At 68.6% G+C, this 21,623-nt stretch carries 21 protein-coding genes; 11 read left to right on the top strand and 10 right to left on the bottom strand.

Annotation, left to right across the window (positions count from 1 at the left end):
* Positions 1-19 precede the first annotated feature (19 nt).
* Complete coding sequence (gene fabR, locus GOY17_RS00185) at positions 20-670, top strand: HTH-type transcriptional repressor FabR (protein ID WP_115843321.1); 651 nt, start codon at positions 20-22, stop codon at positions 668-670.
* On the opposite strand, the gene GOY17_RS00180 is transcribed toward fabR, so the two are convergent.
* Entirely contained in the window at positions 671-1,147 is a 477-nt protein-coding gene (locus GOY17_RS00180; protein WP_157028817.1) for an Lrp/AsnC family transcriptional regulator, read from the bottom strand.
* Positions 1,148-1,268: 121 nt separating this feature from the next.
* Here GOY17_RS00180 and phhA point away from each other — a divergent pair, with 121 nt between their 5' ends.
* A complete protein-coding gene (gene phhA, locus GOY17_RS00175; RefSeq protein ID WP_115843122.1) occupies positions 1,269-2,162 on the top strand; it encodes a phenylalanine 4-monooxygenase in 894 nt (297 codons plus the stop codon).
* Positions 2,163-2,329: 167 nt separating this feature from the next.
* On the opposite strand, the gene GOY17_RS00170 is transcribed toward phhA, so the two are convergent.
* Both GOY17_RS00170 and GOY17_RS00165 read right to left on the bottom strand, forming a co-directional pair.
* On the bottom strand, positions 2,330-3,745 hold the full coding sequence (locus GOY17_RS00170; protein ID WP_157028816.1) for an FAD/NAD(P)-binding protein: 1,416 nt from the start codon (positions 3,743-3,745) through the stop codon (positions 2,330-2,332).
* Between the two features lie 133 nt (positions 3,746-3,878).
* Entirely contained in the window at positions 3,879-4,748 is an 870-nt protein-coding gene (locus tag GOY17_RS00165) for a DUF2306 domain-containing protein (RefSeq protein ID WP_157028815.1), read from the bottom strand.
* Here GOY17_RS00165 and GOY17_RS00160 point away from each other — a divergent pair.
* A complete protein-coding gene (locus GOY17_RS00160; RefSeq protein WP_157028814.1) occupies positions 4,747-5,850 on the top strand; it encodes a sensor histidine kinase in 1,104 nt (367 codons plus the stop codon). The two genes, GOY17_RS00165 and GOY17_RS00160, sit on opposite strands and share 2 nt — an antisense overlap.
* Positions 5,847-6,479 carry a response regulator transcription factor gene (locus GOY17_RS00155; protein WP_157028813.1) on the top strand — a complete coding sequence of 211 codons (633 nt, stop codon included), beginning with the start codon at positions 5,847-5,849 and terminating at the stop codon, positions 6,477-6,479. The genes GOY17_RS00160 and GOY17_RS00155 overlap by 4 nt, the downstream gene beginning before the upstream one ends.
* 2 nt (positions 6,480-6,481) lie before the next feature.
* Here GOY17_RS00155 and crcB read toward each other — a convergent pair whose 3' ends face one another.
* On the bottom strand, positions 6,482-6,862 hold the full coding sequence (gene crcB / locus GOY17_RS00150) for a fluoride efflux transporter CrcB (protein WP_157028812.1): 381 nt from the start codon (positions 6,860-6,862) through the stop codon (positions 6,482-6,484).
* A gap of 134 nt (positions 6,863-6,996) precedes the next feature.
* On the opposite strand from crcB, the gene scpC reads away from it, so the two are divergent.
* A complete protein-coding gene (scpC, locus tag GOY17_RS00145) occupies positions 6,997-8,508 on the top strand; it encodes a succinyl-CoA:acetate CoA-transferase ScpC (protein ID WP_157028811.1) in 1,512 nt (503 codons plus the stop codon).
* Between the two features lie 84 nt (positions 8,509-8,592).
* Here the strand turns inward: scpC and GOY17_RS00140 are convergent, their stop codons facing one another.
* From GOY17_RS00140 to GOY17_RS00125, 4 genes are all read right to left on the bottom strand, one after another.
* Entirely contained in the window at positions 8,593-9,270 is a 678-nt protein-coding gene (locus GOY17_RS00140; protein WP_115843136.1) for a helix-turn-helix transcriptional regulator, read from the bottom strand.
* A gap of 76 nt (positions 9,271-9,346) precedes the next feature.
* Positions 9,347-10,744, bottom strand: coding sequence for an NIPSNAP family protein (locus GOY17_RS18670; RefSeq protein ID WP_198173752.1), 1,398 nt, complete (start codon positions 10,742-10,744; stop codon positions 9,347-9,349).
* Between the two features lie 82 nt (positions 10,745-10,826).
* Positions 10,827-12,197 (bottom strand): sensor histidine kinase, encoded by a 1,371-nt coding sequence (locus GOY17_RS00130; protein ID WP_157028810.1) that lies wholly within the window; start codon positions 12,195-12,197, stop codon positions 10,827-10,829.
* Positions 12,194-12,871, bottom strand: coding sequence for a response regulator transcription factor (locus GOY17_RS00125; RefSeq protein ID WP_115843140.1), 678 nt, complete (start codon positions 12,869-12,871; stop codon positions 12,194-12,196). The genes GOY17_RS00130 and GOY17_RS00125 overlap by 4 nt, the downstream gene beginning before the upstream one ends.
* 151 nt (positions 12,872-13,022) lie before the next feature.
* Here GOY17_RS00125 and GOY17_RS00120 point away from each other — a divergent pair, with 151 nt between their 5' ends.
* The 5 genes from GOY17_RS00120 to GOY17_RS00100 all read left to right on the top strand — a co-directional run bounded on the left by GOY17_RS00120 (position 13,023) and on the right by GOY17_RS00100 (position 18,124).
* Positions 13,023-13,496: a hypothetical protein gene (locus GOY17_RS00120; RefSeq protein WP_157028809.1), complete on the top strand. Its 474-nt coding sequence runs from the start codon at positions 13,023-13,025 to the stop codon at positions 13,494-13,496.
* A 38-nt stretch (positions 13,497-13,534) separates the two neighbouring features.
* The gene (locus GOY17_RS00115) at positions 13,535-14,602 is read left to right on the top strand and encodes an MBL fold metallo-hydrolase (protein WP_425482317.1); all 1,068 of its coding nucleotides are present in this window, start codon (positions 13,535-13,537) and stop codon (positions 14,600-14,602) included.
* 44 nt (positions 14,603-14,646) lie between these two features.
* Positions 14,647-15,687: a class 1 fructose-bisphosphatase gene (locus GOY17_RS00110; protein WP_157028808.1), complete on the top strand. Its 1,041-nt coding sequence runs from the start codon at positions 14,647-14,649 to the stop codon at positions 15,685-15,687.
* Between the two features lie 229 nt (positions 15,688-15,916).
* Positions 15,917-17,326: a sigma-54 dependent transcriptional regulator gene (locus GOY17_RS00105; protein WP_198173751.1), complete on the top strand. Its 1,410-nt coding sequence runs from the start codon at positions 15,917-15,919 to the stop codon at positions 17,324-17,326.
* A gap of 72 nt (positions 17,327-17,398) precedes the next feature.
* Positions 17,399-18,124 (top strand): 2OG-Fe(II) oxygenase, encoded by a 726-nt coding sequence (locus GOY17_RS00100; protein WP_157028807.1) that lies wholly within the window; start codon positions 17,399-17,401, stop codon positions 18,122-18,124.
* Positions 18,125-18,140: 16 nt separating this feature from the next.
* Here GOY17_RS00100 and GOY17_RS00095 read toward each other — a convergent pair whose 3' ends face one another.
* The gene (locus tag GOY17_RS00095) at positions 18,141-18,572 is read right to left on the bottom strand and encodes a response regulator (RefSeq protein WP_115843144.1); all 432 of its coding nucleotides are present in this window, start codon (positions 18,570-18,572) and stop codon (positions 18,141-18,143) included.
* Positions 18,572-19,708 carry a sensor histidine kinase gene (locus GOY17_RS00090; RefSeq protein ID WP_115843146.1) on the bottom strand — a complete coding sequence of 379 codons (1,137 nt, stop codon included), beginning with the start codon at positions 19,706-19,708 and terminating at the stop codon, positions 18,572-18,574. The genes GOY17_RS00095 and GOY17_RS00090 overlap by 1 nt, the downstream gene beginning before the upstream one ends.
* 113 nt (positions 19,709-19,821) lie before the next feature.
* On the opposite strand from GOY17_RS00090, the gene GOY17_RS00085 reads away from it, so the two are divergent.
* On the top strand, positions 19,822-21,615 hold the full coding sequence (locus GOY17_RS00085; protein WP_157028806.1) for an SLC13 family permease: 1,794 nt from the start codon (positions 19,822-19,824) through the stop codon (positions 21,613-21,615).
* The last annotated feature ends 8 nt before the right edge of the window (positions 21,616-21,623 follow it).

Raw genomic sequence — 21,623 nt, 5'->3', positions numbered from 1 at the left:
CTTGAGCCCCACCTCCCACATTCCCGCCGATTCCGAGCACATCGCGGGTCGAAAGTCGGCGATCTCGCGCGAAGACCTGCTCGCCGCGGCGCTCAAGCTGATCGGACCGCACCGGAGCGTCTCGACGCTCAGCCTGCGTGAAGTCGCCCGCGAGGCCGGGATCGCGCCGAACAGCTTCTATCGCCAGTTCCGTGACATGGACGAACTGGCCGTCGCGCTGATCGATCTTGCCGGCGTTTCATTGCAGAAGATCATCGAGGCCGCCCGGGTGCGCGCCGCGATCGACCGCAGCGCCGTGCGCGGCGCGGTCGAGGCGTTCATGGAACAGCTCCGCGCCGACGACCAGCTGCTGCATGTCCTCCTGCGCGAAGGCACCGCGGGCTCGGATGCCTTCAAGCATGCGGTTGACCGCCAGCTGAGCTTCTTCGAGGAAGAGCTGCGCATCAGCCTCATCCAGATCAACGCCGCCCAGGGCGTGACCCTGCGCGAGCCGGCCCTGGTCGCCAAGGCCATCACCCGCCTGGTGTTCGCGATGGGCGCCACGGCCGTCGACCTGCCGCGCGAGAAGGACCCGGAACTGGTCCGTCAGCTCACGTTGATGGTGCGCATGATCATCGCTGGTTCGCGGACGTTGGCCGAAGAAGCGCGCAGCTTGCGCGGGCAGGGCTGATCAACGCGCCGGCAGCGGCATCCCGCCGGACGCCTTCACCGTCCGGAGGACGAAGCTCGAGTTCACGTCGGCGACGCCCGCTTGAGTGAGCAGGCGGTCGAGCAGGAATCGCGAGAAGTGCTCCAGATCCTGCACGACGATCTGGAGCAGGTAGTCCATGTCACCCGTCAGCGCATGGCAGGCAACGACCTCGTCCCACTGGTTCACGAAGGTCGCAAAAGCGGTGATCGCGTCGGCATCGTGCCGTGAAAGCTGCACGCGGACGAAAGCTTGGAGCCCGAGACCCAATCGTTCGGGATCGACCTCGGCGCGGTAGCCCGCGATCACGCCTTCCCGTTCCAGCCGCTGCACGCGGCGAAGGCAGGCCGAAGCCGAGAGGTGGACGCGTTCGGCCAGCTCGGCATTGGTCAGGCGGCCTTCCCGCTGGAGTTCGGCCAGGATGAGCAGGTCGGTGCGATCGAGTTCCACGGCGGCCATGGATTGCGCCTTTTTCTGATCTGACGCAACGATATTGCGCCACACGCCGTCACAGGCGCAACAACGCAAGCCCATTGCGCCGTCCGGCCGCTACAGTCGAAGTTCGACTCAGGAGCACGGCATGAACCTCGGCACCCCGAACCGCGTGGAACACCAGATGACCGACAAGGGCTACGTGCCGGTCTACACGACGGCGGTGGTCGAGCAGCCCTGGGCCAATTACACCGCCACCGACCACGAGGTCTGGAGCACGCTGTTCAAACGCCAGCGCGAAATCCTCGTGGGGCGCGCCAGCGATGAATTCCTGCGCACGCAGGAAGCGATGGGGATGACGCCCGATCGCATCCCGAAGTACGACGATCTCAACCGGATGCTGCGCAAGGCGACGGGCTGGGAGCTGGTCGGTGTCGAGGGCCTGCTGCCCGAATTGACCTTCTTCGACCACCTCGCCAACCGCCGTTTCCCGGTGACGTGGTGGATCCGCAAGCCCGAGCAGCTGGACTACCTGGCCGAGCCGGATCTGTTCCACGACCTCTTCGGCCACGTGCCGCTGCTGATGAACCCCGTTTTCGCCGATTACATGCAGGCCTACGGCCGCGGCGGGGTGAAAGCGCACGGCATCGGCCCCGACGCGCTGGTGAACCTGACGCGCCTGTACTGGTACACGGTGGAATTCGGCCTGATCAAACAGGACGACGGCCTGCGCATCTACGGCAGCGGCATCGTGTCGTCGAAGGGCGAGTCGATCCACTGCCTCGACAGCGCCGCGCCGAACCGCATCGGCTTCGACCTGGAACGCATCATGCGCACGCAGTACCGCATCGATACCTTCCAGAAGACCTACTTCGTCATCGACAGCTACGAGCAGTTGATGGAAGCCACGCGACCGGACTTCACGCCGATCTATGCATCGCTGGCGAAGCAGGACTCGATTCCCGCCGGCAACGTGCTGGACACCGATACCGTGTTCAACCGCGGCACGGGCGAGGGTTGGGCGACGGGCGGGGACGTCTGACGTCTGACGTCCGAACTACAGGGATGTGCGAACGATAGGTCCGTCATCCCCGCGAAAGCGGGGACCCAGCGACTCTCACGCTCTCCCGATTACAACCGGGCATCGGTGATCGCACGCTGCGAGCCTGGGTCCCGGCCTCCGCCATTCGTTGGTGGTGACAGCGAACGTCACGGCCGAGCCAGCGCCTCCATCCCGCGCCGGATCCCGAGGCTCGCCTGTCGCTCCTGCGAGCTGAGCAACTGCTTCGCAAGCGCCCGCGCGGCGACACGCAGTTCCGGCACCGCGGTGATCTCCCACAGCTGCGCGCGCAGCAGCGGGCCCAGCGCATAAAGCCCGCGCACCGGTGCGCCGCTGCCGTCGAGTGCTTCGTATTTCGTCGATGCCTCGATGCCGAGCCCCAGCGGATCGGCGGTGATGAGGCCCGAGTCGCGCAGCTGTGCAATCAACGGATGGCTCGTGCGATCGACGTCCGTATCGAAGCCGGTCGCGCGCACCACGACATCGAACTCCTCGCGACTCGCATGCGAGAAGCCGCGCTCGCGGATGAGCACTTCCACCGCCTCGCCGGTCCGCCGCGCGCGCAGCAGCCGGCCGGCGCGAATGCGAAGGCGACCGCGCACGCGCAGTTCCTCGATCTCGCGCGAGAGCGTCGGCGCGAGCCGATGACGCAGCACTTCCCAATGCGAGCGCAGGTGGCGCAGGAACTGCGCGCGCTGCGGCGACGGCAGGCCGCGCCAGAAACCCTGCAGGTACGGACGCAGCGCATCGATCAGGCTGCGCCAGTCCGGAACGATCGGCGTGAGCGCGCGCAGCGCACGCACCAGTTCGCGAAGATCGTGCGTGTTGATCGCGTGCAGCACCGTAGGCGGGAGCGCGATCGGCGCCGCCGGTTCGTCGGTATGCGATTGCGGCAGCAGCCCGTGGCGCGACAGCGCGGTGATCGGGCCGCGATGCCCACGGCGATGCAGCGTTGCGACGACATCCGCCATCGTCAGCCCCGTGCCGATGATCAGCACGCGTTGGTTCGGCGCGATATGGTCGATGGCGCCGATGCCGTCCAGCCCGTTCTGCCACGGCCACGCGATGTAGCTTGGATGCACCGCCAGGCGCGGCCCGATGCCCGCCAGCGGCTGCGGCGGCAGCGCGCCGACGGTGAGAACCACGCGGTCGCTGACGAAATCGGATCCGTCGGCCAGATGCACGCGGAACGCCGGGCCTTCGCGGTCGATCGCGATGGCTTCCTGTGCGATGCGGTTGAAGCCGCCCAGCGACAGCTGCGAGGCGGCGTTCAAGCGCGAATGCAGGTATTCGCCGTACACCAGGCGCGGCAGGAACGTCGTGCGCGCGCGCTCGGTGAGGTTCAGCCAGTCGGCGAATTCGCCCGGATGGTCCGCGGTCGCGCCGAGGTCGCGGGCGCGCACGTTGAGCAGGTGCTCCGGCCGCGCTTCGCCATACGCCACGCCGCGCCCGAAGCTTTCGGGCACACCGACCAGCTGGATGTCCACGTCCGACGACGCCGCGCGTGCCAGTTCGGTGGCCAGTGCGCAGCCGCTGAAGCCGGCGCCGATGATGCTGATCCGCATGTCGCTTCCCTCCGGGTCGTCGTGCGCCTATTGGTAGGCGATCGCGGGACGGCGGAAGTAAACGGTGGGTTACGCGCGGTGCGATTTCACGCAACGGTTCGTCAGCCCGACATAACCGAACGGAATCTGGCCTTCACGCGTTCTGCGTGCGCGGCGTGGCCGCCACGGACTTCGACGCCGGGCGCGGCTTCCAGCGGCGGTCCAGGATCACCTTGGCGACGAGCGCCACCGCCAGCGGACCGAACCACGAGAGGTAATGCAGCGCCGTACCGTTCACCGACGGCAGCAGGCGCGGCAGGCCGATGCCGAGGAAGGCGATGTGCGTGGCGATGCCGTTGCCGATCATCGCGGTGTAGTGCTGCGTCATCCACCAGCGCGGCGTCTTCGCGAACGTGTCGCGACGAACGCGGCGGCGCAGCATGTCGAAGCCCGTGAACAGCCCGACGGCCGAGAATCCCATCAGCAACGGCGCGCCGGCCTGGATTCCCAACGCGAGCACGCCCGCACCCGATAGGAACGACAACGCGCCGAACGCGACGTACACCGGGCCGACGAAGCGCTGCGGCGCCGCCTTGTCGCGGATCGCGCGCCATGACACCCACACGCCGGTGCTCGTGATCACCACCAGGTACGCGAGGAACGCCGCCGTGACGACATGGCCGTCGATCCAGCGCGTGATCGCCATCGGCGCGCCGGTGATGACGATGCCGACCATCGCCAGCAGGTACACGCGGCCGGTGTTGCGGTGCGCCGGCGTGCCCTTGCGCAGCAGGCCGGCGGTCCAGAAGGTCACGAGGGCGACGGCGCCCACGAGGACGTGCACGGCGACGAGCATCTGGTAGGCGGTCATGGCAGCGTTGGTCGGGAAGAGGGTGTGGACACACGATGCGCGCCGGCGCGCGCCGGCCGCAGTGCCCGCGGTCATCGCCTCGACCTGCCGGAAGTCACTTTCGTCGCCCGATCCATTGCGCGCGCCGCCGGGGCGGTCGCAGCATGTGGTCATGAACGAACGCGTGCGCTCTCTGCTCCAGCCCCTGAACCTCGCCGGCCTCTTCACGCTGGTCGCCGTCGGCATGGCGTTCCGCTGGATGCCGCCCGATCGCCTGCCGTGGGCGATCGCGCTGCTTTCGCTGTACGCCGTCCTGATGCTGGCGGTGGACTTCCTGCCGCGCGTGGGCTGGTTTCGACCGGTCCAGCTGACGCTGATGCCGCTCATCGCGCTGACACTGGTGTGGATGGATCCGAAGCCGTCGGTCGCACCGGTGCTGCTGGTCGTGTGGACGGCGGTGATGGCGGCGGCCACGTCGCTGCGCATCACGGCGATGGCGGTGATCGCGGCCGACATCGCGTTCTGGTTCGTGCTGCGGGGCGACGGCCACAGTGCGCCGCTCACCGTGGTGATGATCCACATCGGCTTCCAGCTCTTCGCCGCGCTGTGCGCGTGGTATGCGGTGAGCGCCGAGCGCGCCCGCGACCGGCTCGCGCTCGTCAACGCCGACCTGCTCGCCACGCGCGCGCTGCTGGCCGACAGCGCGCGCGACAACGAGCGGCTTCGCGTCGCGCGCGAGCTGCACGACGTCGCCGGCCACAAGCTCACGGCGATGACCTTGAACCTGCGCGCGCTGGCGGCAGATCCGGCCTTCGCCGGCCGGCCGGAAGTCGCCATCGCGCAGCAACTCTCGACCGAACTGCTCAGCGACATCCGCGGCATCGTGCAGGCGATGCGCGACGACCGTGGCCTCGACCTGAGCACCGCGTTGCGCGCGCTCGCGGCGCCGATGCCGCGGCCCTCGCTGCGGCTGCACGTGGCGCAATCGGTGCACGTCACCGATCCGGCCACCGCCGAAGCCGTGCTGCGACTGGTGCAGGAAGCGCTGACCAACAGCGCGCGCCATGCCGATGCCGACATCGTGCAGGTGTCGTTGGACTGCGAAGGCGACCGCCTGCGCATCCGCGTGGAAGACGACGGCCAGGTGCGTGGCGCGATCCGCGAAGGCAATGGCCTGTCGGGCATGCGCGAACGCGTGGTTGCCGCCGGTGGACAACTCGCGTTCGGGCGCTCCGAACGCGGCTCGCTGCGCATCGACGCGAGCCTGCCCGCATGACGGCGCTGCGCATCGCCTTGGCCGACGACCAGGCCATTGTCCGCGCGGGACTGCGCGCGTTGCTCGAACGACACGGCATCGCGATCGCCTTCGAGGCGAACGACGGCACCGAGCTGCTCGAACGGCTCGCCGAATCGCCCGTGGACGTCGTGCTCAGCGACATCCGCATGGCGGGCATGGACGGCATCGAAGCGCTGCGCCGCCTGCGCGAACGCGGCGACACGACCCCGGTGCTGCTGCTCACCACGTTCGACGAGAGCGAACTGCTGTTGCAGGCCACCGAAGCCGGCGCGCAGGGATTCCTGCTGAAGGACGCCGCGCCCGAGGACCTGCGCGAGGCGATCGCGCGCGTCGCGGCCGGCGAAACGCTGCTGCAGCCGGTCAGTACCGATCCGGTGCGCGCGCGCTACCAGTACCACCAGCAGGAAGCGCCGCGCGAGCACTTCACCGAGCGCGAGGTCGCGATCCTGCGGTTGCTCGCCGGCGGGTATTCGAACAAGGAAATCGCCCGCGCGATGTTCCTCGCCGAAGGCACGGTGAAGAACTACGTCTCGGTGATCCTGGAGAAGCTCGGCACGCGCGACCGAACGCGCGCGGTGCTGAAGGCGATCACGCTGCGGGTGATCTGACGTCAGCGCGTCAGCATCCTTACCGTCCAAAGCCCCAGGCCCGTCATCGCGAGCGACCCGAGCAGGTGCATCGCGATGGTTCCGAACGCCCAGCCGTAGGCCTGCTTCTGCAGCAGGTCGACGGTCTCGGCGGAGAAGGTCGAGAACGTCGTCAGTCCGCCGAGGAAGCCGGTGATGACGAACAGCCGCCATTCGGGCGACAGCTGCGGCATCTGCGCGAAACCCGCCACGGCCAGGCCGATGAGGTACCCGCCGACCAGGTTCGACGCGAGCGTGCCCAGGGGCACCGCGTGGTGCGCCGGATTCAGCCACAGGCTCAGGCCCCAACGCGCCCACGCGCCGAGGGCGGCGCCGGCGGCGATGGCGATCAGGGCAAGCGGCATGCGGCGTCTCCGGCGGGGTGTCGCCATGCAGGGTAAGCGCTCGGCCAGCCCGGGCAAACAAGCCGCTACATCGCGGAAAGCCGGACTGGACAGGCAGGTCTAGACTTCGGATTCCCCCGACCCGCACTGCCTCCATGAACGACCGCATCCGCCACGCCGGCCTGCGCGACAAGCGCATGTCCGCCGAGAACGCCGCCGCCCTCATCCAGCCCGGCATGACCGTCGCGATGAGCGGCTTCACCGGCGCCGGCTACCCGAAGTCGGTGCCTCAGGCGCTGGCGACGCGGATCGAACAGGCACACGCGCGCGGTGAGGACTTCCGCGTGAAGGTGATGACCGGCGCGTCCACCGCGCCCGAACTCGACGGCGTGCTCGCCCGCGCGCAGGGCATCGAATTGCGCCTTCCGTACCAGTCCGACCCGCACCTGCGCGAGCGCATCAACGCCGGCGACCTGCACTACATCGACATGCACCTGAGCCACGTCGCGCAGCACACGTGGTTCGGCTTCTTCGGCGCGGTGGACGTGGCGGTGATCGAAGTGACCGCGATCACCGAGGACGGCCACCTGGTGCCGTCCTCGTCGGTGGGCAACAACAAGACGTGGCTGGAGCAGGCCGACCGCGTGATCCTCGAAGTGAACCGCTGGCAGCCGGCGGCGCTGGAAGGCATGCACGATGTCTACTACGGCACCGCGCTGCCGCCGAACCGCAAGCCCATCCCGCTGCTGCATCCGGACGACCGCATCGGCGAGCCGTGGCTGCGCTGCGATCCGTCGAAGGTCATCGCGGTGGTCGAGACCGATGCGCCCGACCGGAATTCACCGTTCACGCCGCCGGACGCGACCTCGCGCGAGATCGCCGCGCACCTGCTCGACTTCCTCGCGCACGAAGTCCGCCGCGGACGCCTGCAACCGCAGCTGCTGCCGCTCCAGTCGGGCGTGGGCAACATCACCAATGCGGTGCTGATGGGCCTGGGCGAAGCGGGCTATCGCGACCTCACCGCGTTCACCGAGGTGATCCAGGACGGCATGCTCGACCTGCTCAAGCGCGGCGTCGTGCGCGTGGCGTCGGCGACGTCGTTCTCACTGAGCCCGGCGGCGATCGACGAGTTCCTCGACCATGTCGACTATTACCGCGAGCGCATCGTGCTGCGCACGCAGGAGATCTCCAACCATCCCGAGCTCGTGCGCCGCCTGGGCTGCATCGCGATGAACGGCATGATCGAGGTCGACCTGTACGGCAACGTCAACTCCACGCACGTCGCCGGCACGAAGATCATGAACGGCATCGGCGGCAGCGGCGACTTCGCGCGAAACGCGTACCTGTCGGTGTTCATGTCGCCGAGCACCGCCAAGAACGGCGCGATCTCGTCGATCGTCCCGATGGCCAGCCACGTCGACCACACCGAGCACGACGTGATGGTGATCGTCACCGAGCGCGGCATCGCCGACCTGCGCGGCCTGTCGCCGAAGCAGCGCGCGCAGCGGATGATCGACGGCTGCGCGCATCCGGATTACCAGCCGATGCTGCAGGACTACTTCGACCGCGCCTGCTGCGAAAGCTTCGGCAAGCACACGCCGCACCTGCTGAGCGAGGCGCTGTCGTGGCACGAGCGGTTCGTGGAGACGGGGTCGATGCGGAAGTAGGGCTGCCTCGTGCGCACTGCCGTCATCCCGGCGGAAGCCGGGAGCCGGGCCGTAGCGCCGGAAGTCCGGCTCCCGGATGGCGCCTTACCCCTGCACCGCCTTCATGTACGCCGCCAACCCGCGCTCGCGCGTTTCGACGAACGTTTCGCCCGTCGGCGCGTAATCGACGATGCGGTCGGGACGGAAGTTGCGGAAGTCGCCGCGCAGGCGGCACCACGCGCCCAGCGTCCAGCTGCCGCCCCAGAACGCCAGGCACAGCGGTTCGATTTCCCGCGCCGTCGTGCGCGAATCGTTGTCGCGATAGTTCATGCGCAGCACGAGCGCGCTGGTTACCGCCGCGTGCAGGTCGTCGATGAGGCCGCTGTTTTCCAGCCGGTCGACTTCCGGCGCGAAGATGCGCGTGCGATCGCTGCGTTCGCGCAATTCCGGCGGCAGCACCGCTTCGATCTTCAGCAGCGCCGCGGCGGCTTCGCGTCCGAGCCGATTGCCGCCAAAGGCACGCACGAACCGCGTGCCGACGACCAGTGCTTCGAGCTCGTCGGGCGTGAACATCAGCGGCGGGATGTCCGATCCCTTGCGCAGCAGGTAACCGACGCCCGCTTCGCCTTCGATCGGAACGCCGGAGCGCTGCAGGTCGGCGACGTCGCGGTACACCGTTCGCAACGAGACGCCGAGCTCCTGCGCCAGTCGTTGCGCGGTGATGGCAGAGCGGCGTCCACGCAGGGCATGGATCAGCAGGAAGAGGCGGTCGGCGCGGCGCATGCGCCATGATCGCGCGCCGCCCTGCCGCACTCAATGTGCCGTGCGACCTGGACGCCGGCGTATGGCGCGACCGCGATCACGCACGCAGCTCCGAACGCGCCGTCGGCGACAGGCGCATGCGTTGCGGCGGCTGTTTCAGGCCATGCAGCAACGATTGCGCGACGGCCTCGCGCCACGCGGTGTCGGCCAGCATGGCCGCTTCATAGCGATGGTGCGCATCGACGTCGTCGAAGCGCGCGAACCACACCAGCACGTGTTCGCCTTCGCGCACGGGCAGTCGCGGATAGGTGTTAGCGCTCGCTTCGGTGACGTACACGCCGATGAGCTCCGCGCCGGCGGACGTGAGCCGCGGCATGAGGTCACGCTCGAAACGCTCAAGGAAACCCTCGTCCGCCGCAGCATCCAGCGAACAGATGCCCGCTTCGATCAGGCCTTGTGTCCTCGTTGGAGCGTGCCACGACGGACGCAGCGCCGATGGCGTGGCGAAGCCGGATCCCGCGCGTGCAGGACGCAACAACAGCACGTCGTCGCTGTCGACGATGGTGGCGTTTGCCGCCTCGCGATGACGTTTCCACGTCGGGCCGCCATAAAAGCCGTCGAGCGCTTCGGCGCGTACCGGCATGCTCGGGAAACCGCGCATCCAGACGAACCGGTCGGGCGCATCGAGGTCGCGGAACTGCCCGATCACATGCATGCCCACCGCCTCTTGCGGCTCGATGAACTCGCGTTCGAACAGGTCGATGAGTTCGTCGCGGCGCGCGGGCTGCATCGCGTACTGGCGTAGTTCGATCACGCGGTCTTCGTGCGGTATGCGGCCCGCATCGTCCGTGCGACGGAACCACATGTGCCAGTTGGTTTCCCAACTCGCGCCATCGTCGACGGAGAACGCCTGCTGCCAGTGCGCGGTGTTCGCGCTGATCTGGCTCCAGCGGAAACGCACGCGCACCGGCTGGCCTTCGTGTTCGTCCGTGCCGAAGAAGGTGCCCACGCGACCGTTATCTGGTTCGTCGGCGAAGGCGCCGAACACCGGCGGATCGAGCACGCCGTCGTGGTTGCCGGCCCAGTAGATCGACCACTGTTTCGACTCGGTGCCGAACAGGCGCAGCGTCATGCCGATGAAGCGCTCGCTCGTGCCGGGGCGCGTCCAGTCGCTGACGAAATCATCGACGTTGCCCACGCCCCCGAGCATCGGCTGGCAACGCTGCGTGGCGTGGAAGACCTCCCAGTCGGTCGAGCCGGCCAGGCGCTGCGTCAGGCGTTCGTTGCGGATGCTCCACTGCCCGTGGAGGAAGTCGAAATCGTGTCGGCCATCGTGGCCGGTCGTGGGGTCCATCGTGGGCGCCTTCGTTCGTGAAAGTGCGCGCGCGCCGGCGCGCATCGGCGCAAGCCACGCGGTCTGGGCGATCGCGGCCAGTTGCAGGAACAGGCGACGCTGCCGGTGCCATGCCGGCTGCAGGGCGGTGTCCAGGTCCATCGCGGTGATCCAGTCCAGCGTGCCGATCGCACAATGGCAGGATCGTCCGGCGCTGCTGACAGGGTCCTGTCAGCAGCCGTGCTCAGGCGGCCGGGAAGAACACCGTGATGGCCAGCCCGCGACCGTCGAGCCCGTCCTCGACGTGGATCCGCGCGTGATGCGTGCGTGCGATGCGCGCGACCAGCGACAGGCCGATGCCGCTGCCGCTGTTGCGCGAGCCGTTGCCGCCGTTGCCGGAACCGTTGGCACGATAGAAGCGGTGGAAGATGCGTTCGCGTTCCTCCGGCGCGACGCCCGGCCCGTCGTCGGCCACGCACAGCGCGATGCCGCCGACGCCATCGCGCACGTCGCGGCGGCAGATCACTTCGATGCGTCCGCCTTCGCCGGCGTAGCGCACCGCGTTGTCGACGAGGTTGCGGATGAGGATGCCGAGCAGGTCGACGTCGCCGAGGATGCGGCCGTCCTCGGTGCGCAGCGCGATGCGCTGCCTGCGTTCGCGCGCGAGCGTTTCGAAGTCGCGCACCACCAGCACCAGCAGCGGCGCGATGTCGAGCGGCACCAGCGTCGGCGAGACCGTCTGCGCGTCCAGGCGCGCGAGGTCCAGCAGCTGTTCCGACAACCGCGCCGCACGCGCGACGCCCGCACTGAGGCGGCGCAGCGCGGTATCGCGTTCGTCTTCGGTCGCGGCGCGGCGTGCGAGGTCGGCGTGCGCGCTGAGCACCGCGAGCGGCGTGCGCAGTTCGTGCGCGGCGTCGGCGATGAAGCGGCGTTCGTTCTGCACCGCCTGGTCCACGCGCGTGAGCTGGTCGTTGAACGCATCGACCAGCGGGCTGAATTCGGTGGGAAGTCCCGGCGCCTGCAGCGGCGTGAGGTCCAGCGGCGGGCGCGCGCGCAAGCTGTCGCGCAGCGCGGCGACCGGCCGCAGCGATCGACCGATCACGACCCACACCGTCAGCACGAACAGCACGAAGATCAGCCCGGCGGCGAGCAGGCTCAGGCCGACCCAGCGCGCGATTTCGTTGGCGATCATTTCCTTCGAACGCCCGACCTGCACGATCAGGCCGCGTCGCGGATCGGACAGGCTGTAGACGTGCCAGACCTGGCCGGCGATGGTGCGTCGCGCGAAGCCATCGCGGAAATCGGGCTTGAGCGGCTCGTCCGGCGCAGCCACCGAATACACGACGTTGCGGCCGCTCGCCCACACCTGCCAGCTCATCTTGTGGTCGCGATGGCCGGCCTTCACCGCGGGACGTTCGCGCGGCGGAAGGCTTTGAAGCCCGTCCGGCATGGACTCGAGGATCTGCGCGGCGACTTCGCGCTGAGACTCGTCCCAGAAGCCGTAGTGCGCGCGCGACAGCTGCCACGCCTGGCATCCGAGCCACACCAGCCACGCGACCAGCACGCACTTCACGGACACCCACGTCAGGCGCCATCGCAGCGAGCGCGCCTTCATGCGGACGCTCCGGCTGCGCCGTTGTTGATGCGGTATCCCTGCCCGTGCACGGTGACGATCAGCTGCTCGCCGAGCTTGCGTCGCAACTGGTGCACGTACACGGCGATGGTGTTGCTTTCGATCGTGCCGGAGCTGCCGTACACCGCTTCCTCCAGCTGCTCGCGCGTGACCACGCGGCCCTGGCGTTCCATCAACAGCAGCAGCGTGCGGAATTCGTGTGCGCTCAGCGGCACCGCGGCGCCGTCGCGCGTGACCTCGCGACGCGCAGGGTCGAGCACCACGCCGTTGAAGCTCAGCACCGGCGACACGCGGCCCTGCGTGCGCCGCATCACCGCGCGAAGCCGCGCGAACAGTTCGTCGGGCTGGAACGGTTTGACGATGTAGTCGTCGGCCCCGGCATCGAGGCCTGCGATGCGATCGCTGAGCTTGTCGCGCGCGGTGAGGATGATGACCGGCGTCGCGTCGTAACGCCCGCGCAGGTACGACAGCACGCTCAGGCCGGAGCTGCCGGGAAGGCCGAGGTCGAGCAGCACCGCGTCGAAATCGTGTTCGACCAGTGCGGTGCGCGCGAGCGCGGCATCGCCGACGGTGTCGACGCGGAAGCCGTTCGCGCGCAACGCGGCGCACAGCGCCTCGGCGAGCATCGTGTCGTCTTCCACCAGCAGCAGGTTCATTCCCGGGATCCGTGTTTCGCAGCGCGTTGCCGGCGGGCAGTGTCGCGGCGGGGGTTTAAAAACTTCTTAAAGGCACGCGCGCAGCCTGTGCCTCCCATGCGCCGTGCCCGGCATCGTAGCGCGGCGCGGTCGGCCCTCCCCCGGTGATCCCATGACAGCGACGTCCCTGCTTTTCCGTGTGCCCGCGCCCACCGTATCCCCCGTGACGGTGCGGCCGGTCCGTCCGGACGACGCGTCCACGCTGCTGCGCCTGTCGCGCGAACACGATGCGCGCGGTGGCGCGTGGACCGATCTGCTCGAGTTCCACGAAGCGCTGTTCGAGGCGCCCGTGCGTGCGTGGGCGTGGCTCGCGTGCGTCGGCGACGAGCCGGTCGGCCACGCGTTGGCGACCGTGGGTTTTTCGTTACGCGCACGCGGCTACTGCCTGCAGCTGGACACGCTGCATGCGCGCGACGAGTGGGCCGCCGCGGCCGAAGCGGCGCTGTTCGACGAAGTCCGCGCGATGGCGCGACGCCTGGGCTGCGTGCAGCTGCACTGGCATGACGCCTGTGAAGACGCATCCGCTCGGCTGAACGCTCCGGACGCAGCGCGCGACGGCGTACGCCGTGTCGTGCCGCTGGCGTGAACTCCCCTCGTCCCCTCGTGTCTGAACCCGTCCGCGCCCTGCCGCGCCCCCTGCTGCTGAGCCTGCTGCTGATGACCACCGGATCGCTTGCCGCCTGTTCCACCACCGCCTCGCCCTACGCGAACTCGCCGCAGTTCCGCGACGGCGGCTTCCGCAATCCCGTCGCGCCCAAGCAGGCGGGCTTCGCGCAGATGCCGCGCATGCTGTGGCGGTTCCTGTTCGACAAGCCCGACGACGCGCGGCCCGACGTGGCGGTGCCCGTCACGCCGCTCACCCGCGCGCAGCTGCTCGCCGCAAAGGACGGCTCGCTGCTCCGGCTGGGCCATTCGACGATGCTGCTCAAGCTCGACGGCGGCTTCTGGCTGACCGATCCGGTGTTCTCCGAGCGCGCCTCGCCGGTGCAATGGGCCGGGCCGAAGCGCTTCCACGCGCCGCCGATCCCGATGGACCAGTTGCCGCCGATCGAGGGCGTGATCCTCTCGCACGACCACTACGACCATCTCGACCGCGCCGCGGTCCTAGCGATGGCCGCGAAAACCAAGCACTTCGTCGCGCCGCTGGGCGTGGGCGACCTGCTGGTCGAGTGGGGCGTCGATGCGTCCAAGGTGCGGCAGCTGGACTGGTGGGACGAAACGCGCATCGGCGGCGTGCGCCTGGTCGCGACGCCCGCGCAGCATTTCTCCGGCCGCGGGATGTTCTCGAAGAACCCGACGCTGTGGGCGTCGTGGGTGATCGAGGCCGATGGCCTGCGCGTTTTCTTCAGCGGCGACAGCGGCTATTTCGACGGCTTCAAGGCCATCGGCGAGCGCCTGGGTCCGTTCGACGTGACGATGGTCGAATGCGGCGCCTACGACGCGATGTGGAGCGGCGTGCACATGCAGCCCGAGCAGACCGTGCAGGCGCACCTGGACCTGCGCGGTCGCTGGCTCATGCCGGTGCACAACGGCACGTTCGACCTCGCGCTGCACGGCTGGCAGGAACCGTTTACACGCGTGTCGCGCATCGCGCGTGAACGTGGTGTAGCGCTAACAACGCCTGGCTTCGGCGAAGCGCTGGACCTGCGCGAACCCTCGCCGGAACGCGCGTGGTGGCTGCCCTCGCCGTAGTCATCGGCGACAATGGCGGCCCGTTTTCGAACACGGCGCCGCCCATGACGAACCACTCGCAGTCGATTTCCCTCACCCGCTACCTCATCGAGGAGCAGCGCGCCGGCCGCATCAACGCCGACCTGCGCCTGCTGATCGAAGTGGTGGCGCGCGCATGCAAGACGATCTCCATCGCCGTGGGCAAGGGCGCGCTCGGCGGCGTGCTGGGCGATGCGGGCACGGCCGGCGAGGCGTCGATCAACGTGCAGGGCGAGGCGCAGAAGAAGCTCGACGTACTGTCCAACGAGATCCTGCTGGAAGCCAACGCCTGGGGCGGCCACCTCGCCGGCCTCGCATCGGAGGAGATGGACACCTCGCAGCCGATCCCCGACGTCTACCCGCGCGGCAACTACCTGCTGCTGTTCGATCCCCTCGACGGCAGTTCTAACATCGACGTGAACATCTCCGTCGGCACGATCTTCTCGGTGCTGCGCGCGCCGGACGGCGTCACGCACGCGAAGGACGAAGACTTCCTGCAGCCCGGCACCGCGCAGGTCGCCGCCGGTTACTGCACGTACGGGCCGAGCACGATGCTGGTGCTGACCGTCGGCAACGGCACGCATTCGTTCACGCTCGATCGCGAGATCGGCAGCTTCGTGATGACCACGCGCGGCATGCGCATTCCGGAGGAAACGAAGGAATTCGCGGTGAACATGAGCAACCAGCGCTTCTGGGAAGCGCCGATGCAGCGCTACGTGGGCGACCTGCTCGCCGGAAAGGAAGGCCCGCGCGGCAAGGACTTCAACATGCGCTGGGTGGCGTCGATGGTCGCCGACGTGCATCGCATCCTCACGCGTGGCGGCATCTTCAGCTATCCGCTGGACAGCAAGTGCGCGGCGAAGGGCGGCAAGCTTCGCCTGATGTACGAAGCCAACCCGATGGCACTGCTAGTCGAACAGGCCGGCGGCGCGGCGAGCACCGGCCGCCAGCGCATGCTCGAAGTGCAGCCCAACGGCCTGCACCAGCGCGTGCCGGTGTTCCTCGGTTCGAAGCTCGAAGTGGAAGCCGCGGTGCGTTACCACGCCGAACACGATGGGGCCGCGTAAGCGCGCCCGATACGTTGGATAGAGATGCGGCAGTGGCGCACGCGAAGGCGGCGCCACTCACGAAGGTGAACTGAGTTGGCCCGTTTCATGTCGTGTGCCGATTGACGCATTCAGCACCGGAACGCGTCGTTTCTGACCGCTCATCGTCGAACGGCCCGTTGAATACACTGCGTAACTTCCCGCAGTGGCAGCATCGACTGCCTCGGACTAGGTCAGGAATGCCAAGCCGATGGACGGAATGCAGGACTCCGAAGCGGCACAGACCGGTGGCCGCGAACTGATCTACGTGACACGCGGTGGTGCCGGTCGCGTGCTCGCGCTGGGTGGCCTCCAGCAACTGGGCTGGAACCTGCGCCGCGCGCCCGATGCGCGCAGCGTTCTGCGCATCCTCAACGGCGATTCGCGCAAACCGCACGCGGCGCTGCTCGACCTGCGCGAAGGCTTCACGCAACAGGACCTGGCCGAGTTCGGCACCGCGCTGTCGGCCGGCAATGTCGGCTGGGTCGCCGGCGTGGATGCGCGCCAGCTCGACGAACCGCCGGTGCGCGATCTGATTCGCGACTACTGCTACGACTACCTGACGCTGCCGTGCCCGGAGTCGGTGCTCAACACGGTGATCGGCCACGCACACGGCATGGCGAGCCTCGCCTGCGAACGCGGCGATGCGACGAGCGAATCGGGCTTCGACGGGATGATCGGCGACAGCCCCGCGATGCGTACGTTGTGCCGCACGCTGCGCAAGGCCGCGCTGACCGAAGCGCCGGTGTTCATCGCCGGCGAAACCGGCACGGGCAAGGAACTCGCCGCGATGGCGGTGCATCGGCATTCGCGCCGGCATGCGCATCCGTTCGTGGCCATCAACTGCGGTGCGATCCCGCACAGCCTGATCCAGTCGGAATTGTTCGGTTACGAGCGCGGCGCATTCACCGGCGCGCAGCAGCGCAAGCTCGGTCGCATCGAGATGGCCAACAGCGGCACGCTGTTCCTGGATGAGATCGGCGACCTCCCGCTGGAAAGCCAAGCCTCGTTGCTGCGCTTCCTGCAGCAGGGCAGCATCGAACGACTCGGCGGCCACGAGCAGATCCCGGTGGATGTGCGCATCATCTCGGCGACGCACCACGACCTCGACCGCGCCGTCGCCGAAGGGCGATTCCGCGCCGACCTCTACCACCGCCTGTGCGTGCTGCGCCTGCAGCAGCCACCCTTGCGCGAACGCGGCAGCGACATCGACAAGCTCGCCGAGTACTCGCTGCAACGCTATTCGCAGGAAGGCCATCGCACGCTCAAGGGCTTTTCGCCCTGTGCGCGGCAGGCGCTGCACACGCACTCATGGCCCGGCAACGTGCGCGAGCTCATCAATCGCGTCCGGCAGGCCGTGGTGATGGCCGAAGGCCGGCTGATCACCGCTGCAGACCTGCACATCGAAAGCTCGCTGACCACGCCGCCGCCGACGCTGGACGAAGTGCGCGATGCGGCGACGCGTGCGGCGATCGAGCGTTCGCTGCACCGCAATCGCGGGCGCCTGGTCGATGTCGCCCGCGAACTGGGCGTCTCGCGCGTGACGCTCTATCGCCTCATGCAGCGCCACGGGCTGCGCGCGCACGAACCCGAGGCGCCGAACACGATCCACATCGCATAAGCGACAGCGCGCGTTTGCATCGCCCTCGCGCCGTGCGAGGATGCGGCATCCGGGCTTCTTTCCTCGCGCGACATGCACAACCAGGCAGGTGGTGGTACCGACTTCGCCGACTTCATCGAGGTGTTCGACGACGTGCTCGATCGCGAACAATGCGCGCGACTGGTCGAACGTTTTTCCGCCAGCGGTGACAGCGTGCCCGGCCGCGTCGGCGGCGGCGTGTTGCCGGAACTGAAGGACAGCCGCGATCTCACCATCACCGGCCGCGATTTGTGGCGCGATGCGGAACAGATGCTCAACGCCGCCGTCTTCAAGGGGCTGATCGCGTACCTGCGGCGGTATCCGTACACGCTGATCGCACCGCTGATGCTGGAAGTGCCGGGCGAGAACGGCGCTCGCCACCGGCTCACCGCCGAGCGGCTGGCCGCTATGGACGACGCCTCGCTGACGCCTGTGGTGCAGGCGGTGCTGCGGCCCGGCGCGATCAACCTGCAGCGCTATACGGCCGATCGCGGCGGGTATCCCTACTGGCATTGCGAGCTGTATCCGCGCGATGCGCACGGCGAGACGCTGCATCGCCACCTGCTGTGGACGATCTACCTCAACGACGGCTTCGACGCCGGCGAGACGGAATTCCTCTACCAGCGCCGCAGGATCGCGCCGCGCGCCGGCAGCCTGCTGATCGCGCCGGCAGCGTTCACGCATACGCACCGCGGCAACCGGCCGCTGGGCGGCGACAAGTTCATCGCGACCAGCTGGATCCTGTTCCAGCGCGCGGAGCGGTTGTTCGGCGCGTCGTAGCGCCGTTGTTGCGGCATCACGTGCGCGGGTGGTTCAGCACCAGCCAGTACAGGCCGACCTGCTTGACCGCCCACACGAACTGCTCGAAATCCACGGGCTTCTGGATGTAGCTGTTGACGCCCAGCGCGTAGCTGGCTTCCACGTCGAACGGCTCGGCGCTGGTGGTCAGCACGACGACGGGCAGCGTGCGCGTGGCTTCGTTCGCGCGCACGGCCTGCAGCACCTCGCGCCCGTCGACCTTGGGCAGGTTGAGGTCCAGCAGCATGATCGACGGCAGGTCCGCCGGATCGCGATCGGCGTACTGGCCGCGCGCGAAGAGATAGTCGAGCGCCTCGGCGCCGTCGTTCACCACGACCAGGCGGTTGGCGACCTTCGCCTCGTCGAAGGCGATGCGCGTCAGCTCGACGTCGTCGGGATTGTCCTCGACCAGCAGGATTTCCTTGTGCATCAGGCGTTCTCCTCCGCCAGCGCTTGCGCCGGCAATTCGAGGGTGAACGTGGCGCCGGATTCGGGTGTCGAATCGGCGCGGACGCTGCCGTGGTGCCGTTCGGCGATGCGCCGGACGATGGCAAGGCCCAGACCGTGACCACCCCCCTGGTCCGGTCCGTGCAGCCGCTGGAATGGCTCGAACAGCTTGTGCGCATAGCGCATGTCGAATCCGATGCCCTCGTCACGGATCACGACCTGGAGGTTGCGGCCTTCACGCCGGCCGCTGACCTGGATGCGGATCGGCTCGCGCCCGCGCGAGAACTTCCACGCATTGCCCATCAACTGGCTCAGCATCAGCTTGAGCAGGCGCTCGTCGCCCCACGCGTGCAGGCTGGGCTGCACGCGGATGTCGGCGCGGCGCTGCGGCTCGGCGTCCTGCAGCTCGGCGCCGACCCAGTCGGCGAGCAGGCTCAGGTCCACGTCCGCCGGCTTGAGTTCTGTACGCGTGACGTAGGCCAGGTCGTTCAGCGCGCTGAGCAGCCCGCTCATGCGCGACGCCGCGGCGCGGATTCGGCCGAGGTAGTCGCGGTCGGTGTCGTCCAGCCGCTCCGATGCGCGATCGGCCAGCAACGCGGAGAAGCTTTCGATCGAACGCAGCGGCGCACGCAGGTCGTGCGCGACCGCGTCGGCGAACAACTGCAGCTGGTGGTTGGCGGCGAAGCGCGCGGCGTGTTCGGCTTCGGCGCGCGCCTTGAGCGCGAGTTCGGCCGCGTGCTGCGCGCTGATGTCGCGCACCTGCACCAGCAGGTAAGACGGGTGACCTTCGCCGTCGCGCACCACCGACACGTTGACGTGCGCCCAGATGGTGTCGCCGTTGCGATGCACGTAGCGCTTCTGCGCGTCGAGCGCGGGGATGTTGCCGTCGACCAGGCCGCGCAGGAACGACTGGCTCATCGCCACGTCGTCCGGATGCGTGAGCGAGGCGGCCGATGTGCCGATGATGTCGCGTGCGTCGTAGCCGAAGATGCGCTCGAAGGCGGGGTTCACTTCAAGCCAGCGGCCGTGCAGGTCGACCACCGCCATGCCGACGCCGGAAGCGTCCATCGCGAGACGGAAACGGTCGATACCCGCGTCCTGACCAGGGATTTCGCTCATCGATGGCGTGGCTCAAGCTTGTCCTGTCGCGGCGCTAGTGTAGCGGGGCCGATCGTGACGGTGTGGTGCAGGCTGCCTGCACGGCGTTCGCGCCACCTCGCGCACAATGGGTCATGGAGATGCAACAGGTCCTGTTCCTCGTCATCCTCGCCGGTTCGCTGTACCTCTTCATAAGCGAACGCCTGCGCGTCGACGTGACGGCGATGCTCACGTTGCTGGCGATGGTGCTGGCGGGTGTGCTCGATGCGCGCGAGGCATTGTCGGGCTTCGCGAGCGAGCCGGCGATCATCGTGGCGGCAGTGTTCATCATCTCCGGCGGACTGGCCGCGACGGGCATCACCGAACGCATCGGCCAGGCCGTGGAACGTGCGGCCGGTCGCACCGAAAGCCGGGCGATCGCGGTGGTGATGCTCGCGGTGGCGGCGCTGTCGTCGTTCACGCATCACGTGATGGTCACCGCGATGATGCTGCCGATCGTGACGCGGTTCGCACGCGCGCGCGGGATGTCGGCATCGCGATTGCTGATGCCGATGTCGTTCGCCGCCTCGCTCGGCACGACGCTGACGCTGGTGAGCGCGCCCGCGTTCCTGCTCGCCGACAACCTCATCGAACGCACGGGCAGCGAAGGCCTGGGGATCTTCTCGATCACTCCGATCGGCCTGGCGCTGGTGGCATTGGGCGTGATGTACATGCTGATCGCGCGTTGGCTGCTGCCCAAGCGCTTCGGCGCGCTCGGCGATGCCGGCTATTTCCGGCTGGACCGCTACCGCACGGAACTCGTCGTCGGCGAAGGCCCGCGCTGGAACACGCGACCGCTGTCGGACCTGCAGAAGGCGCTGGGCGACCGCTTCCGCCTGCTGAGCTGGACGCGCGACGGCCGCGTACGCGACGACCTGACGCCGGCCAGTCCGCTCATCAACGGCGACATCCTGCGCGTGGAGGCCTCGGCCGACGCGCTGGCCTCGCTGCATGCGGACACGGGGCTCAGCCTGCAGGCGATACGCCGCTATGGCGAACTCGCCACCGGCGAGGGCGACGCGCAGCTGGTGCAGGCGGTGATCGCGCCGGGCTCGGAATTCATCGGGCGCACGTTGCGCGAGCTGGATTTCGCGCGGCGCTTCCACACCGTCATCGTCGGCCTCTGGCGCCGCGGCGAGGACGAATCGCCGCGCCTGGCCGAAACCCGCCTGCGCGAGGGCGACCTTCTGGTGCTGTGGGGCCGGCCGTCGCGCTTCGCCGAACTCGCCACGCACCACGGCTTCCTGATGCTGGTGCCGTTCGCGGGCGAGGCGCGGCGGCGCGTACGCGCGCCGGTGGCGCTGGCGATCCTGGCGGCCACGGTGCTCGCCGCCGCGACCGAGTGGCTGCCGGCGCCGCTGGCCTTCCTCCTCGGCGCGGTCGCGATGGTCGCCTCGCGCTGCGTCGAGGTCGATCAGGCGTATCGCGAGGTCGACGTGCGCATCTTCGTGATGATCGCCGGCGTGATCCCGCTCGGCATCGCGATGGAGCAGACCGGCACGGCGCAGTGGCTCGCCTCGGGGCTGCTGCACGTGGTGTCGGGCTGGCCGCCGCTGGGCGTGCTGCTGGTGATGTTCGGCGTGGCGGCGTTGCTGACGCAGATCCTGTCGGACGCCGCGACGACGGTGCTGCTCGGGCCAATCGCGGTGGAGCTGGCGCAGTCGCTCGGCCTTCCGCCGACGCCGTTCGTGGTGTGCACGGCGCTGGGCGCGGTGGCGTCGTTCCTCACGCCGATCGGGCACCACGGCAACCTGCTGATCCTCGGCCCGGGGCAGTACCGGTTCAACGATTTCCTGCGCATCGGCCTGCCGCTGACGGCGATGATCGCCTTCGTCAGCGCGTGGATGGCGCGCTGGCTGTGGCTCGGCGGGCCGCTGTTGCCGGGCTGATCGCAGCC

It is taken from the genome of Lysobacter soli, from assembly GCF_009755585.1.
Classification (GTDB): domain Bacteria; phylum Pseudomonadota; class Gammaproteobacteria; order Xanthomonadales; family Xanthomonadaceae; genus Lysobacter_J; species Lysobacter_J soli.
The sequence above is the reverse complement of the archived record's forward strand: the minus strand, read 5'-3'. Positions and strand labels throughout refer to the sequence as shown.

Coding starts and splice junctions, on each gene's coding strand:
- GOY17_RS00180 (WP_157028817.1), bottom strand. CDS start 1,147: ATGGCCGCCGTGGAACTCGATCGCACCGACCTGCTCATCCTGGCCGAA.
- phhA (WP_115843122.1), top strand. CDS start 1,269: ATGAACCTCGGCACCCCGAACCGCGTGGAACACCAGATGACCGACAAG.
- GOY17_RS00170 (WP_157028816.1), bottom strand. CDS start 3,745: ATGCGGATCAGCATCATCGGCGCCGGCTTCAGCGGCTGCGCACTGGCC.
- GOY17_RS00160 (WP_157028814.1), top strand. CDS start 4,747: ATGAACGAACGCGTGCGCTCTCTGCTCCAGCCCCTGAACCTCGCCGGC.
- GOY17_RS00165 (WP_157028815.1), bottom strand. CDS start 4,748: ATGACCACATGCTGCGACCGCCCCGGCGGCGCGCGCAATGGATCGGGC.
- GOY17_RS00155 (WP_157028813.1), top strand. CDS start 5,847: ATGACGGCGCTGCGCATCGCCTTGGCCGACGACCAGGCCATTGTCCGC.
- crcB (WP_157028812.1), bottom strand. CDS start 6,862: ATGCCGCTTGCCCTGATCGCCATCGCCGCCGGCGCCGCCCTCGGCGCG.
- scpC (WP_157028811.1), top strand. CDS start 6,997: ATGAACGACCGCATCCGCCACGCCGGCCTGCGCGACAAGCGCATGTCC.
- GOY17_RS00140 (WP_115843136.1), bottom strand. CDS start 9,270: ATGCGCCGCGCCGACCGCCTCTTCCTGCTGATCCATGCCCTGCGTGGA.
- GOY17_RS18670 (WP_198173752.1), bottom strand. CDS start 10,744: ATGGACCTGGACACCGCCCTGCAGCCGGCATGGCACCGGCAGCGTCGC.
- GOY17_RS00130 (WP_157028810.1), bottom strand. CDS start 12,197: ATGAAGGCGCGCTCGCTGCGATGGCGCCTGACGTGGGTGTCCGTGAAG.
- GOY17_RS00125 (WP_115843140.1), bottom strand. CDS start 12,871: ATGAACCTGCTGCTGGTGGAAGACGACACGATGCTCGCCGAGGCGCTG.
- GOY17_RS00120 (WP_157028809.1), top strand. CDS start 13,023: ATGACAGCGACGTCCCTGCTTTTCCGTGTGCCCGCGCCCACCGTATCC.
- GOY17_RS00110 (WP_157028808.1), top strand. CDS start 14,647: ATGACGAACCACTCGCAGTCGATTTCCCTCACCCGCTACCTCATCGAG.
- GOY17_RS00105 (WP_198173751.1), top strand. CDS start 15,917: ATGGACGGAATGCAGGACTCCGAAGCGGCACAGACCGGTGGCCGCGAA.
- GOY17_RS00100 (WP_157028807.1), top strand. CDS start 17,399: ATGCACAACCAGGCAGGTGGTGGTACCGACTTCGCCGACTTCATCGAG.
- GOY17_RS00095 (WP_115843144.1), bottom strand. CDS start 18,572: ATGCACAAGGAAATCCTGCTGGTCGAGGACAATCCCGACGACGTCGAG.
- GOY17_RS00090 (WP_115843146.1), bottom strand. CDS start 19,708: ATGAGCGAAATCCCTGGTCAGGACGCGGGTATCGACCGTTTCCGTCTC.
- GOY17_RS00085 (WP_157028806.1), top strand. CDS start 19,822: ATGGAGATGCAACAGGTCCTGTTCCTCGTCATCCTCGCCGGTTCGCTG.